Below are 15,154 nucleotides of genomic sequence, written 5' to 3' on the forward strand. Positions count from 1 at the left end.
AAAACTGGTTACTTCCAGATAATACGGCAAGGTCGCCGTCCTCGGTAATCTGTGTCACATATAAGCCCTTAATCTGTTCGGACTTATCGCCAGCCTGCATATATGCACCCTCTAACAAGTAGCCGTTTGGAGCTTTTGTTTCCTCAACAGTAAGTGTCCCAAGTGGAAGAACCGCCTTGCCGTCCTGCATATAGAAACTGTCGCCAGATACCTTGTATGCGTCCACTAATTTTGTGATGTAGTGGGTTGTCCCGTCGCTGTCTGTTTCAGCGATTGTCTTTGTAACCCATGTACGAGTAGCTTCGGCAGGGAGATTGTCTTTATTGTAGAAGCCTGCATAATACTTCCATGTAAATTCCGCACCTGCTAGAGAAGCGTTCCCCTGCGGATTGTCTTTCTGTGTTTCCATATCAATCTTGAAAAGCTCAATCAAAGTGTCTGTTACTTTTGGTGTATCAGATACATTCAAGGTCGCTGTCTTTCCAGCTTCAACCTTTAAAGAATATACAGTTTTATCTACTTTATATCCTGCTGGTGCGGATAATTCCTTGATATAAACTGTGCCAGCCGTTACCTCTGCAACGTCTGTATTTCCGTTTTTATCAGTCGTAAGGGTGGCAAGCTGTTTCGTGCAGTCCTTATCAGCAAAGACACCGTAGGTCGCACCAGCGATAGAGTAATTCCCGTTACCATCGGTAATGCTGGTATTACTGGAAGTCTTTTGCAGTTTCGCATTTCCGGCATTCAGCTTCGCCCAAAATTGTCCCAATTCCTGCCCCTCGCCAGAGTAGATATAACCGCCACATTCATAGCGTCCTTTATTTTCTTTGACAAAGGCTTTTGCACCAGCGAAAACTTCGTCCTGCGTAGCCTTTGGTATTTCGTCATAAGAAGCTCGCACGTTATCACATTGCCAGCCAAGATGTACGCTCAATCTCTGCCAGACTACACATTGTTCCAACAGATAGACTTGTTTATAGTTCAATTCCTTGTGAGCTTCGCCATACTGTTTGACATACTCTAAGGATAACGCCACATCTGAAATCTGGTCGGCACTCATGCGTGAGCTTGCGTCAGCTCTGGTCTTGTAACCGTTCTTAAAATCTGTATTGATGTCAATACAATAGGCAGTTTCGCCCTCGACTTTCATATAGCCCTCATTGAATGTCGAACCGATAGAACCATCATTCATTACTTTTTCAATGATACCGACACGCTCTGCACTTTCCGTCCAGTATTGCTTACTTTCTGCATGGACGGGTATAGTCGGTAAAGCAGTAACGACAGTTGCAAAAGCTAAGAAGCCCGTACACAATCGTTTCCATGTCTTTTTCATAAATCTAATGCTCCTTTCATTTTGGATAATAAAATAGCCGTCCAATAAGAACGGCTGGAAATAGAAAAGGAACGTCATTTTAGGCGTTCCATAATCTATAAAATATTCAATTTTTTATACTGATGTGTTGCTCATCAAAATCTCAAATTAAGGTTATTTGACACCAATTTTTTGTATATTGACGATTTTTGATGAAATGTGATAAATTCATAAAACCCGTGAAAAGCCTGTAAATAGGCACTTTACGGCACTCTATGAACTAAGACAAAAGCTACGCTGTAATAACAAGATACGAGTGCTAAAAATTATAAACTTATACTTATACTTAAAATCAACCCAATGATTCCTACAACCATAAAACATAAAGAGATTCCTGCTGCTTTTTTTCTTTGAATCATTTTTGTTTTTTGATTAGAATCAATAGAATTTATAGGATAGTTTCTTCTTCCTATCAAATAAAGTAGTAAACCACTTGAATTATTTCCATTACTTGCGAGTAATCCCCATAGTTTAGGATGTTTTAAACCACGAATTGTGGCATCAATCACCGTTAATCGATAAATTTGATAAACTGTTTCAATTCCCCCAACAAGTGCAATAGCCGCACATATAATCGCTAAAATACTTTTTACTTCCATGATCCGTTCCTCCTTAAATACGTTTAATCATTTGATAAAGCAACAATGATGAACTCACAATAGCAAGACAAAAGATCATCACTAAATAATAACTTTTACTTGGTAAAAACATTCCTAGTGTAACCAACAAGATTACCACAATAATATTTAAGATAATCGCTCTTAATAGTTTTTGATTACTTTTAACAACGTTTGTGCTTTCTTGTAAGTGTTCCATCATTGCATCGTCCCCTTTCAATAAATCATCAAGACTTATGGAATAAAGGTTGCTTAACTCAATGACACTTATAATATCAGGATAAGATTTTTCATTTTCCCAATTGGATATTGTTTGACGAGAAACATTTAGTTTTTCAGCAATGACTTCTTGAGTCAAATCCCTATTTAAACGTGCCTCCTTTAGTTTTTTACCTATTTCCATATTTTCTTTCTCCTTTCATTTTCATTTTTTCATAATCTATTGATAGAGTCTATCAAATATCTTTTACATAGGACTTTTTTCTATGTCAAAATTATTTGACATAGAAAAAAAGACGCTTTAAAAGGCGTCAAATACTATAAAATAAGTTCAATCATTACTACAACAAAGCATCCAATACAAGCGACTTGAATGAGACTTAATTCTTTATAAGATGCATAAATAATAATGATTGTTGCAACGATTCCAGAAATCAAATGACCTGTTGAATAAAAAATATCTGGGAAGGTCATCGCTGCAAGGACCGTATAAGGAATATAATCCAAAAAGGATTGAATGGTTGGGTTCGTAATTTTTTTATTAATAAAGACAAGTGGTATCGCACGAATAGCATAAGTAATAAGCGACATGATCGCTAAATAAATATAAAACTGTTTATCCATGTGCTTCCCCCTTATTAAATAACACAGCGCCTATAAAAGCACTTGTAAGAGCTGAAATCGTCATCGCAAAACCACTTGATAATTGATTGATGATGGGTAAGTAGTAAAAACCTGAACGGATAATAATTGCAAGAGCTACTACTTTAATTATATTTTTATCTTTTTTCATTCCTGGAATAATAATTGCGATAAACATGGCGTATAAAGCAATTGATAAAGCATTACTAATGACCGTAGGTACAATAGAGCCAAGCATTGCCCCTAAGGTTGTTCCAAGCATCCATCCTGCCGTAGAAATTGAAGCAAGCCCAAAGAAGTAAGTCCGACTCACATTTTCTTCAAGCATCGATAAGGCAAAGATTTCATCGGTAATAAAAAAGCTTAAGAGCCATTTATAAATTCCTTTAAACTTTTCATCTACTTTTTGAGAAAGTGAAAGTGACATAAACGCATAACGAATATTCACAGTCAATTCCACGATTGCCATCTCTAAATAAGTTCCTTGACCTGCTATAATTCCTAGTGAAGCAAATTGCCCTGCTGAAGTTAAATTAAACAATGAAATCAAAACAGACTGCATGACACTAAATCCCATTGATACAGCAATCGCTCCAAAAGAAAAAGACACAGATAAATAGCCTAAAGCAATTGGTATTCCATTTTTCATTCCTCTTTTTATTTCTTTCATAACGTGTCCATTATACAAAAATATCCTCGATAACTCTACAATTACCGAGGAATATTTTAGGCAAATTTTTCAACAATTGGTTTTGATACCAATTTATTCCATGTACTAATTAAGGGACCTGTACCAAACATTAAAATAATTGTCGCAATTCCTAATGGTCCACCTGTAATAAACCCAATTAAAACACAAACAACATCTGTCATAATACGGCATACTGGATAAGATGGTGACATTACATCTGCCATATAAATAGATAAAGCATCATAACATCCAGTTCCAAGATCTGATGTGATATATAAAGAGCATCCAAGTGTAACAAATAAAATACCAATCGCTAAAACCACGAATTTCATTGGTAATGAAAATGGTATAACATCCGGTGAAGAAACATTAAATAATTGACAATAAACATTATTAAAGAATTGTACAAAGAAACCAAGTAAAAACATATTAATAATGGCACCAATATTTAAATATTTTAAATTACTTCTACTTAATAAAATTAAAATTAAAAATAAGATTGCATTAACACTTCCTTGAAAAACACCTAAAGGTATATTTAATAAACTACTGATTCCTGTTGTCATTGATGTAAATGGATCAATTCCCATTTGTGATATACGACATGTTGAAACACCTATAGCGATAATAATATTTCCAATTAAAGAAATAGTTGCTAGTTTGATTGAAAACTTAAATTTCATACTTTCACCTCTCTCAAAAGTATTATACTTATTTTTTAATCTTTGAATTTTATTTTCAAAATACGAAAAACTATCTCAAAAATGAGATAGTTTTATAAATCATAAAAATCATTTCTGTATTGATTATAAGAAGAAGGAGAAAGAGTAAGATCCAGGGTATAATCTTTTTAATCATTTTCTATTTTCTTAGGAAAGATAATTGTTGTCTTAAAGAGATCACCATCTACATTCACTTCAAAAGTTCCACCTTGAACCTCCACAAAGCTTTTACAAATGGCAAGTCCTAAACCAGAACCTTCACTTTTACGTGAAGTATCCCCTTGTACAAATCTTTCTGTTAAATCATCTGAATTTGATATTTCATGTGCTGAAATATTTTTGAAAACGACAATGACTTGTTGATTCGTTTCAACGATTTGTAAATAAACTCGTGTATATTCTAAAGCGTATTTACAAATATTTTGACATAAATTTTCTAAAACACGATAAGTTTTTTCACTGTCTAAATGACAAATGATTTTTTTATTTTCATAATCATTTTTTAGATTTAAATGATGATGTTCAAATTGTTCTTGATATTCAAAGAGTACTTGTTGTAATAAAGCATGAATATCTAAATCTATAGGATTTAATTGGATATTTCCACTATTGACTTTAGATACTTCAAATAGATCTTCAATAAGTGTTTTTAATCTTTTAGTATTTCGATCTAAAATATCAATATATTCATCTTGTTGTTCTTTTGATAAATCTTCATTTTTTAATAAATCAATATAAGAAATAATAGATGTTAAAGGTGTTTTTAAATCATGAGAAACATTACTAATCAATTCAGTTTTCATCTTTTGTGATGCAACTTCTTTACTTACCGCATCTTTAAAACCATCATTGATACAATTAAGTTCATCTTTCAAAGAATTAAATAATCCAAGATCTTGATTGATTTTATCGTTAAATTCTCCTTGAGATAAATGATGCGCTGATTGTAATAGAATTTGATAATCATTTGTAACCTGTGTAAGCATCTTTTTAGAAATTAACATGATTATAATTACTGCTACAAAAGATACAAGACACGTAAGTACAACATAAACTCTTATACTATAGTAATAAACACCCATTCCTGTTACCGACATAAAGAAACTAATAAATAACAGTATTCCTTCTATAAAGATACCACTCATAATTCCTATTTTTAAAACAATATTTCCACTTTGATTTTTCAAATCAAATTGTACCAAACTTTTAATTTCTTCTTTAAAAGAACGATAAATACTACATATAAGTGTATGTTTTTTTAGAAAATCTTTTCCAAAAACAAGAATCGATTTAATATAAAATATAAAATACATAATTAAAGCATAGAAAACAAACCACCCAAAGATATTAACTAATGGTTCTAAAGCAACACCTGCACCCGCCATACCTTTTTCTCTTATCATCCAGGCAAAAGTCCCACTCCATGACTCTCTTAAAACTTCTGTCATAACAGTAAGCCACAAAGCTGTAGCAATAGAATAAAGAATAAACATAAAGAAAAGTTTAATGTTGACAACAGTTTTAAAGGGTTCGATATCAATAACTTTTCTTACTGGAATTAATAACATACAAACAACTAATACTGCAATACATACAAAAACATAGGTCATTAAAGTATCAGAAATAGAAACTTTATTCGTATAGTTTTGTTCCAAATAACTATTTGTTGGTAGTTTTTTAGGAACTGCAATCAATACTTTGATATTTGTTGGATTTTTAACAGTAATATTGTTGATAATATCGTTTTCTTCTTCATCTAAATAATCGTTTTTAAAGAGTTGATCAAAGGATGTATTGTAGAAAGAGCCTTCCCAATCGTTAGACTTACTTCCTTGTAAAGAAACATTCCCATTTTCATCAAAATCAATAGTTGTATACCATTGGTAATTCTTTAAAATATTTTTATCATTAGATTCAAATGCTTTCCTTAAATTCTTTTTTGAATTTGTAAAACAAATCTTTTCATCACTTTTATCATAAACATAATATTGAATTCCTCGACTTTCTCGAGAATTATTATCTTCTAAATACATGATAAAATCTTTAAAAGCACTTTTTAAAGAATAACCATCATTTATTTCACCATCAATATCTCCGCTTACATAATGATTAAATAAATCATAATCTCCTTTTCTTCTTTGAATTTTCACATCTAACATAATGCTTTTTTCCATCAAAATATTTGTAAAATCACTCTTATTATTTTCTAAATTAAGACTTGATGTTGTTGTCTTTTCTTTTACTCCATAACTTAAATAAGTAACAAGAGATGCAACAATTAAAATAGAAAACAAAAAGATTTTAAGTATTCTTTTATTTTTCATGTTTCCTCCTATTGTTTATCAATTTTATATCCAACACCCCAAACAACTTTTAAATATTGTGGTTTTTTGGGATTAATTTCTATTTTTTCTCTTAAATTACGCACATGGACCATTACGGTTTCACTATTGATTGCTTCTTCGTTCCAAACGCGTTCATAAATATCATCTGCAGAAAATACTTTTCCTGCATTTTTCATTAATAATTCAAGTATTTTAAATTCAATGGGTGTCACTTTGACATTTTTACCATCAACCGAAACTGTCTTTGTATCAACATTGAGTTCAAGACCTCCACAAATATAAACATGATCACTTTCTTTTGGTGCTGTCGCATCTAAATAACGTCCATATCTTCTTAAATGTGAGCGTACTCTAGCCATAAGTTCCATAGGTACAAATGGTTTTGTCACATAATCATCGCCACCTAAATTAAGTCCCATGATTTTATCAATATCTTCTGATTTTGCTGAAAGAAAAATTACTGGAAAATCATATCTTTCTCTTAGCTTAGAAACCATTGTTAAACCATCCATCCTTGGCATCATAATATCAACGATTGCTAAATGAATCGTTTCTTTTTCAATAATTTCTAAGCCTTCTAATCCATCATTTCCTACATAAACGTCATACCCTTGATTTTGCAAATAAATTTTAATTGCATTTGCAATTTCTGTGTCATCTTCAACAACTAATACATGATATTTTTCCATTCCCTTTTTAACTCCTTATCTAAGCATTGAAAACAATGCAAAACTAATACATATATACCCTGCATAAATACAGCTTATTAAAATCATTTTGTTTAATCTTTCCATCTTCCTCACCTCTTGTCTTAAAGTATAGAGATGATTTATAAATATTTTCTTTTTATCTTTCTAAAGATTTTCTTAAGATTAAAACTAACTCTATTGTACATAATCTTTCGTAAAAAAGGAAATCTCTCATTAATATAAGATTATTTGTCTATTTTTAAATGAATAATTAAAATAACTCTCATCCAACAAGAGAGTTTGCTATAATCTTATTGAGGTGATACGAATGAATAATAACTATTTAAGTATTGGTGAAATGGCCAAAATGAATCATATTACTGTAACAACTTTAAGATTATATGATGAACTTGATTTATTAAAGCCTGTTTATGTTAATCCTGAGACAAATTATCGCTATTATGATATTAAACAAAATGCACGTTTGGATTTGATTCAATATATGAAAGAACTTCAAATGAATCTTAAAGAAATTAAGGAACTTCTTGATAAAGAAGATATTAATTTAATTGAAGCCATTTTAATTAAAAAGAAACAACAGCTTTCTATACAAATCAATGATTTACAAAGAACTAAAGATGCTATTTCAAGAACGATTTATAGTTTAGAAAGGTATCGTAAATCACCCCCAAGTGGGACAATTACTTTAGAATATATTGACCGTCGAAGAATTTATGTCATGAATACTGACATTAATTTTTATGAACATGATTTAGATGTTTATGAACATCTTTTAAATCAATTAAAAAATAATATGCTTTCTCGTCATTATTCACAAATTTATTATTGTAATGCGGGTACTTTTCTTTCCAAAGAAAGATTTTTAAAACAAGAGTTTATTTCAGATCGTATTTTTGTATTTGTGGATGATCATTTTCCTGAAAAAGATATTCAAATTATTGAAAATGGAATGTATGCTTGTATTTATCTTGATGATTTTCATCAAGAAATAGATTATGCAAAACGTCTTCTTGATTATTGTCGAATGAACAATTTAATAATATATGGAGATTATATTTGTGAAGTTTTAAGTGAACTCAGTATGTTTGATCATCATGAACGTTCAATGTTTTTAAGATTACAAGTTCCTGTTTTTTTTAAAAAATAGTTGACTCTCATGTTGGATAAGACTCTATGATATAAGTAAAGAAATAGGAGGCATACAATATGGAAAAGATTAAAGTTGTACAATATGGCTGTGGAAAGATGGCAAAATATATTATTCGTTATCTTTATGAAAATGGTGCAATGATTGTTGGTGCCATTGATACTAATCCAGCTATTATTGGAATGGATATTGGTGATTTTGCAGGTCTTGGTATTAAGACTGGTGTTTGTATTAGTGATCAAGCTGATCAAGTTTTAGATGAAACAGATCCTGATATCGCTGTTGTCACTTTATTTAGTTTAGTCAGTGATTGCTTCGATCATTATGTAAAATGTTTATCAAGAGGAATTAGCGTTATTTCTACATGTGAAGAAGCAACTTATAGTTGGACAACTGATCCAGTTCGTACAAATCAATTAGATGTGATTGCTAAAGAAAATGGATGTACTTTTGTTGGTAGTGGTATGGAAGATATCTTCTGGGTAAATATGGTTGGTTTAGTAGCCGGTGGATGTCACTCTATTAAAAAGATTGAAGGTGCTGTAAGTTATAATGTCGAAGATTATGGATTAGCTCTTGCCAAAGCTCATGGAGTTGGTTTAACACCTGAAGAATTTGAAGCAAGTATTGCTCATCCAGAAGTATTAGAACCTTCTTATGTATGGAATTCAAATGAAGCTTTAGCTGCACGTATGGGATGGACAATTAAGTCACAAACTCAAAAATGTGTTCCTTATTTCCATGAAACAGATCTTTATTCTTCTACTTTAGGAAAAACCATTCCAAAAGGAAATTGTATTGGTATGGCTGCTGTTGTTACAACAGAAACCTTCCAAGGACCAATTATTGAAACACAATGTATTGGTAAAGTTTATGGAGAAGATGATGGAGATATGTGTGATTGGAAAATTACAGGTGAACCAGATACAGAGTTTCATGTTGTAAAACCTGCAACGGTTGAACATACATGTGCAACGATTGTCAATCGTATTCCAACTGTTTTAGTTGCACCTGCTGGTGTAGTTACAGTTGATGAATTAGATCGTTTAGATTATTTAACTTATCCTATGGAATATCATATTTAATGTAAAAGCAGAGCTTAGGCTCTGCTTTTTTGATAGAAAACAATACTTTCATAGGGTTTAAGAATTCCTTTTTGATGTTGATTATAGTTTTGAATCAATACTTTTTCATTATTTAAAATAGATGCATCATAGCTTACTTCCTTATCCGTAAAATTACAATAAACATAAAGTTCTTCATCTTGATAAAGACGTTTATAGGCATAAATATTTTCATCATTTTTCATTATTAACTCATATTTACCTAAAGTAATGATTTCATATTCTTTTCTTAATTGAATTAATTTTTGATAAGTATGAAAAATAGAATTTGTATCTTTCATTTCTGCTTCAGCATTGATTGTTTGATAATTTGGATTCATCATAATCCAAGGAATATGTTCACTAAACCCTGCATTTTTTTCTTTGTTCCATTGCATTGGTGTTCTAGCGTTATCTCTACTTGATTTTCTCATATAGCGTAACATATCTTCATGACTTACCGATTTTTCTATTTCTACAAGTTGTTTATAACTATTGAATGTTTCAATATCTCGATAATCATCAAGTGAATTAAAAGGTACATTTGTCATCCCCAATTCTTCCCCTTGATAAATATAAGGTGTCCCTTGCATCATATGTAAACATATCGCCAACATTTTTGCTGATTTTTCATGACACAAAGGAGAAGAAGTATCACCAAATCTTGAAACACATCGTGGTTGATCATGATTATTCCAGAACAAAGAATTCCAAGCCTGTTGATACATTCCTACTTGCCATCTCGACATAATTTGTTTTAAATCTTTTAAAGAAAATCTTTGATCTGTCCATTTATTAACTTCTGCACCATCAACATTCATTAGTTCAAACTGAAAGACCATGCTTAATTCTTTATTATCTAAAGGAGCATATTTTTTAGCATCCTCGATTGTTACAGCAGGGGTTTCTCCTACTGTTAAAAGTTCTTTTCTAGAAAATACTTTTTGATTCATTTCTTGAATATATTCATGAATATGTGGTCCATTTGCACATACTTGATGACCTTTAATAGTGCTGTCTACATAGTATTGACTTTCATCCTTACTAATAAGATTAATGACATCTAAACGAAAACCATCAACACCTTTATCTACCCAGTAATTCATAATATCAATACATTCTTGTCTTACCTTAGGATTTTGCCAATTTAAATCAGGTTGTTTTTTAGAAAATAAATGCAAATAATACTCATTTGTCTTTTCATCAAGTTCCCAAGCTGAGCCTTGAAAGCAGCTTGTCCAATTATTTGGAACATCTCCCTCATTTCCTTCTTTCCAAATATAATAATCTCGATAAGGATTATTTTTAGATTTTTTACTTTCTTGAAACCAAAAATGTTCATCACTTGTATGATTAAAAACTAAATCAAGAATAATTTTGATCTCTTTTTGATGCGCTTTATCTAATAATTCCTCAAAATCACTCATTGTTCCAAATTCACTTTGAATACTTCTATAATCAGAAATATCATAGCCATTATCATCATTTGGAGATTTAAAAATAGGGGTTAACCATAATACATCAACACCTAATGTTTTTAAATAATCAAGTCTTGAAATAATACCTTGTAGATCTCCCACACCATCATTATTACTATCTTGAAAGCTTTTTACATAAATTTGATAAACAACACTCTTTTTCCACCATTCCATATTGATTCCTCCTGCTTTTATTATTCTCTTTTTATAAAGGAAATTCATTGCCTTTTTTAACAATTTATAGTCAATTATTAACTTTTCGATATTTTGTTGGTGTTGTATGATATTCTTTTTTAAAAACATTTTCAAATGATTTTACATTTTTAAATCCATGATTTAAAGCAATATCAATGATTTTCATGTTAGTATGTATTAAATCATAATAAGCATGTTTTAATCTTATTTTTTGTAAATATTGATAAAAGGAAATCGTTGTTTGTCTTTTAAATAATCGTGATAAAGAATTAGGATGAAAGTGAAATTGTTCAGCTATAATTTCAAGTGTTAAATCTTGGTTATATCTTTTTTCTATTTCTTCTATTATTTTATAAATTTCTTTTGTGTTTTCTTCTTGTTTTTTATCTAATAAACAATCCTGTATGAGTTTTTGATAGAGTTTATACATTAAAATATGTTGTTCTATTGGTAAAAGATGGTGAATATATTTCATTTCTAACCAAGGTTTAAACCATTCTTTGTTTGATGGAGCTTTTAATTTAAAGAAATAAGATTGAATTTGAAATTCTTTAAAGACATCAACTGACAATAAATATGTATATAAATGTGTAAATTCAGGAAAATTGAATTGATGTACACTATGTGAGTTAATAATAAACATTTCCCCTTGATAAAATATTTCTTTCTTTCCATCAATATATGCTTCTACTTTTCCTGAAACGACATATACAACTTCAATATCTTGATGATAGTGGGAACTTACTGGTCGACTTTTATTAAATTGATGATTATAAAAAACAATAGGATATTTAATATTTGTTTTAACAATTTCTAGATGATGATCCATTTTATTCACCTCTTTTTTATTATATAAGAAAAAAGCCTACATTGTAGACTTTTTGATCATATTTATAAAATACTGATGAATTGAATCATCTTCATCAAGTTCAGGATGAAAAGCAAGTGCTAATTGTTTTTTATATTGAACAGCAATAATATTGTCATTCACTTTAGAAAGAATATCAACACCATCTTGTACACTTTCGATATAAGGTGCGCGAATAAAAGTCATAGGTACTTTTCCTATTCCTTTCATTTCTTCAATGGTGTGAAAACTTCCTAGTTGTCTACCATAAGCATTTCTTTTAACCGTCATAGGTATTGTTGAAAAATAAGTTTGATTTTGATTTTCTATTTCCTTAGCTAATAAAATGAGTCCTGCGCATGTAGCAAGTGTTGGTAAGCCATCTTGAATACGTTTTTGTAAAATATCAAACATATCCAATTCTTTTAAGAGCTTTCCTTGAACAGTACTTTCTCCACCAGGAAGAATTAAACCATCAAAATCTTGTTCCAAATCTTTTTTTTGCCTTAATTCAATACACTCTACTCCCAACTTTTCTAACTTTTTTTCATGTTCAATAAAAGCACCCTGTAAAGCCAATACTCCCACTTTCATTATTTTCCTCTTTCTGCCATTAAAATTTCAATTTCTTGTTCATTAATCCCAACCATTGCTTCTCCTAAATCTTTTGATAACTCTGCTATCAATTTTGCATCTTTATAATTTGTAACTGCTTTAACAATTGCTTCTGCACGTTTTTTAGGATTTCCTGATTTAAAGATTCCTGAACCAACAAAGACTCCTTCTGCTCCTAATTGCATCATTAATGCAGCATCTGCAGGTGTAGCAACTCCACCAGCAGCAAAGTTAACAACTGGTAATTTTTTATGATCGTGAACATATTCTATAAGTTCATATGGTACTTGTAATTGTTTTGCAACTTCGAAAAGTTCATCTTTTCGAAGAGCCGAAATTTGGGCAATTTGTTTATTCATCATTCTCATATGACGAACGGCTTGAACGATATCTCCTGTTCCTGGTTCCCCTTTTGTACGAATCATACTTGCTCCTTCATTGATACGACGAAGTGCTTCTCCTAAATCTTTAGCTCCACAAACAAATGGTACTTCAAATTCTCTTTTGTTGACATGATAAACATCATCAGCTGGTGATAAAACTTCACTTTCATCAATATAATCAATTTCAATTGCTTGTAAAAGCTGTGCTTCTACAAAGTGTCCAATACGACATTTTGCCATAACTGGAATACTTACTGCTGCTTGAATTTCTTGAATCATTTTTGGATCAGACATTCTTGCAACTCCCCCTGCTGCACGAATATCTGCAGGAATTCTTTCAAGTGCCATAACAGCACATGCTCCAGCTTCTTCTGCGATTTTTGCTTGCTCAGGTGTTGTTACATCCATAATAACACCACCTTTTAACATTTGTGCTAATTGTTTATTTAATGCATATCTTTCATTTGCCATTTTTTGATCTCCCTGTTTACTTTTGTTATGGCTTTTATTATACTTAAATGTGAACATATTAAAATATTCAATTTAAATATATTCAATAAGGTCAGTTTAAGGAGGAATCAATTATGTTAACATATAATCTTACAAATATAGGGTCAGATTCTCTTTATGAATATCTTTATAAATGTATAAAAAAGGATATTATTTTAGGAAATATAAAACCAGGAGAAAGACTACCATCTAAAAGACCTTTTTCAAAAAATCTTGGGGTAAGTATCATTACTGTTGAAAATGCCTATAGTTTACTTATGTCAGAAGGATTTATTTATTCATTACCAAAAAAAGGTTTTTATGTCACTGATCTAAAAAATATTCCTTCTAAAAAACAAATGAATAAAGAGAACGTGATTTTAACAAGTGGTCACAATCACTACTTAGCTGATTTTTCTAGTAATCAAACTGAAAGTGATATCTTTCCCTTTACTACCTGGATCAAGACCATAAAAGAAGTACTAAGAGATAATCAAGAAGAGTTAATGATCAACTCACCTTGTGGAGGAATTCTTGAACTAAGAAAGAACATTGCGAATTTCTTAAAAGATTTTAGAGATATGAATGTTAAACCCGAACAAATCATTATTGGTGCAGGTACAGAATATCTATATAGTTTGATTATTCAACTTTTAGGAAACGATGTTAAATATGGCTTAGAAAATCCTGGTTATCCAAAAACTGCGCAAATTTATAAAAGTATGAATGTTGATTTTGAATATGTGGATATGGATGAATATGGAATTGATCCAAATGAATTAGAAGAAAAGAAAATTGATGTAATACACATCTCCCCATCTCATCATTTTCCTACAGGTATTGTTGTGCCAATTTCAAGAAGATATGAACTTTTAGGTTGGGCAAATAAAGTTGAAAAACATTATATTATTGAAGATGATTATGATAGTGAATTAAGATTAGGAGGAAAACCAATTCCTACCCTACAAAGTATCGATGTTTCCGATAAAGTCATCTACATGAATACCTTTACTAAAACTCTATCATCAACCATCCGTATGTCCTATATGGTATTACCAGAATCATTAGCTGATGAATATTATAAACGTCTTTCATTTTATTCATGTACCGTTTCAAATTTTGAACAATATACACTTTCTAGATTTATTGAAAACGGGCATTTTGAAAGACATATTAATCGTTTAAGAAATTATTATTTAAAAAAACAAAATACAATCTTAAATGCTTTCCAAACAAGTAGTCTAGATAATAAGATTGAAATTTATAATGAAACTACCGGTGTTCATTTTTTAATGAAAATAAAAAGTGAAAAAGCAGAAAAAGACATTATTAACAACGCCTACAGTAAAGGAATAAAGTTAAGTCCACTTTCTCAATATTACAAAAATAATGATGAAAATAAAAATATTTATGTTATGAACTATTCCTCATTAGATAGTGAAAAAATAGAACTAATTGTAGAAAAATTAAAACAATGTATTTAAAAAGCCTAACAGATTGTGTTAGGCTTTTTTAGTGAACAAACATAAAAAAAAAGAAGGAACTGGCAACGAGCTATTTTCGCACAATGTACTAT

At 30.5% G+C, this 15,154-nt stretch carries 14 protein-coding genes and 1 pseudogene; 3 read left to right on the top strand and 12 right to left on the bottom strand.

From position 1 onward, the window contains the following. The 8 genes and pseudogenes from LJD34_RS13740 to LJD34_RS13775 all read right to left on the bottom strand — a co-directional run. Nucleotides 1-1,336: pseudogene (locus LJD34_RS13740) on the bottom strand (SrtB-anchored collagen-binding adhesin); the annotation flags it as partial. Nucleotides 1,337-1,641: 305 nt separating this feature from the next. Further along, nucleotides 1,642-1,974 (bottom strand): hypothetical protein, encoded by a 333-nt coding sequence (locus tag LJD34_RS13745; RefSeq protein WP_227360171.1) that lies wholly within the window; start codon nt 1,972-1,974, stop codon nt 1,642-1,644. A gap of 13 nt (nt 1,975-1,987) precedes the next feature. Then, on the bottom strand, nt 1,988-2,395 hold the full coding sequence (locus LJD34_RS13750) for a helix-turn-helix transcriptional regulator (protein ID WP_107030578.1): 408 nt from the start codon (nt 2,393-2,395) through the stop codon (nt 1,988-1,990). Nucleotides 2,396-2,529: 134 nt separating this feature from the next. Then, nucleotides 2,530-2,835 (bottom strand): AzlD domain-containing protein, encoded by a 306-nt coding sequence (locus LJD34_RS13755; RefSeq protein ID WP_022000660.1) that lies wholly within the window; start codon nt 2,833-2,835, stop codon nt 2,530-2,532. Further along, entirely contained in the window at nt 2,828-3,523 is a 696-nt protein-coding gene (locus LJD34_RS13760; protein WP_022000659.1) for an AzlC family ABC transporter permease, read from the bottom strand. The genes LJD34_RS13755 and LJD34_RS13760 overlap by 8 nt, the downstream gene beginning before the upstream one ends. A 56-nt stretch (nt 3,524-3,579) precedes the next feature. Then, nucleotides 3,580-4,227: a YczE/YyaS/YitT family protein gene (locus LJD34_RS13765; RefSeq protein WP_022000658.1), complete on the bottom strand. Its 648-nt coding sequence runs from the start codon at nt 4,225-4,227 to the stop codon at nt 3,580-3,582. Between the two features lie 167 nt (nt 4,228-4,394). Beyond that, nucleotides 4,395-6,590 (bottom strand): sensor histidine kinase, encoded by a 2,196-nt coding sequence (locus tag LJD34_RS13770; RefSeq protein WP_107030579.1) that lies wholly within the window; start codon nt 6,588-6,590, stop codon nt 4,395-4,397. Nucleotides 6,591-6,598: 8 nt separating this feature from the next. After that, nucleotides 6,599-7,300, bottom strand: a complete 702-nt coding sequence (locus LJD34_RS13775; RefSeq protein ID WP_117787370.1) for a response regulator transcription factor — start codon at nt 7,298-7,300, stop codon at nt 6,599-6,601. Nucleotides 7,301-7,628: 328 nt separating this feature from the next. Here LJD34_RS13775 and LJD34_RS13780 point away from each other — a divergent pair, with 328 nt between their 5' ends. Together LJD34_RS13780 and LJD34_RS13785 are read left to right on the top strand one after the other, a co-directional pair. Further along, nucleotides 7,629-8,468 carry a MerR family transcriptional regulator gene (locus LJD34_RS13780; protein WP_107030581.1) on the top strand — a complete coding sequence of 280 codons (840 nt, stop codon included), beginning with the start codon at nt 7,629-7,631 and terminating at the stop codon, nt 8,466-8,468. 59 nt (nt 8,469-8,527) lie between these two features. Continuing rightward, nucleotides 8,528-9,553, top strand: coding sequence for a dihydrodipicolinate reductase (locus LJD34_RS13785; RefSeq protein ID WP_107030582.1), 1,026 nt, complete (start codon nt 8,528-8,530; stop codon nt 9,551-9,553). Between the two features lie 14 nt (nt 9,554-9,567). Here LJD34_RS13785 and LJD34_RS13790 read toward each other — a convergent pair whose 3' ends face one another. The 4 genes from LJD34_RS13790 to pdxS form a co-directional block, all read right to left on the bottom strand. Then, nucleotides 9,568-11,223 carry a glycoside hydrolase family 13 protein gene (locus LJD34_RS13790; RefSeq protein WP_264474828.1) on the bottom strand — a complete coding sequence of 552 codons (1,656 nt, stop codon included), beginning with the start codon at nt 11,221-11,223 and terminating at the stop codon, nt 9,568-9,570. Nucleotides 11,224-11,293: 70 nt separating this feature from the next. After that, nucleotides 11,294-12,073 (bottom strand): helix-turn-helix transcriptional regulator, encoded by a 780-nt coding sequence (locus LJD34_RS13795; RefSeq protein ID WP_118473893.1) that lies wholly within the window; start codon nt 12,071-12,073, stop codon nt 11,294-11,296. Nucleotides 12,074-12,109: 36 nt separating this feature from the next. Next, nucleotides 12,110-12,685 (bottom strand): pyridoxal 5'-phosphate synthase glutaminase subunit PdxT, encoded by a 576-nt coding sequence (gene pdxT, locus LJD34_RS13800; RefSeq protein ID WP_107030584.1) that lies wholly within the window; start codon nt 12,683-12,685, stop codon nt 12,110-12,112. After that, on the bottom strand, nt 12,685-13,560 hold the full coding sequence (gene pdxS / locus LJD34_RS13805; RefSeq protein WP_227360172.1) for a pyridoxal 5'-phosphate synthase lyase subunit PdxS: 876 nt from the start codon (nt 13,558-13,560) through the stop codon (nt 12,685-12,687). The genes pdxT and pdxS overlap by 1 nt, the downstream gene beginning before the upstream one ends. A 113-nt stretch (nt 13,561-13,673) precedes the next feature. On the opposite strand from pdxS, the gene LJD34_RS13810 reads away from it, so the two are divergent. Beyond that, a complete protein-coding gene (locus LJD34_RS13810) occupies nt 13,674-15,062 on the top strand; it encodes a PLP-dependent aminotransferase family protein (protein ID WP_227360173.1) in 1,389 nt (462 codons plus the stop codon). Nucleotides 15,063-15,154: the final 92 nt, after the last annotated feature.

The sequence above is a fragment of the Faecalibacillus sp. MSK20_93 genome (assembly GCF_020589945.1).
GTDB classification, from domain to species: Bacteria; Bacillota_I; Bacilli_A; order Erysipelotrichales; family Coprobacillaceae; genus Faecalibacillus; species Faecalibacillus intestinalis.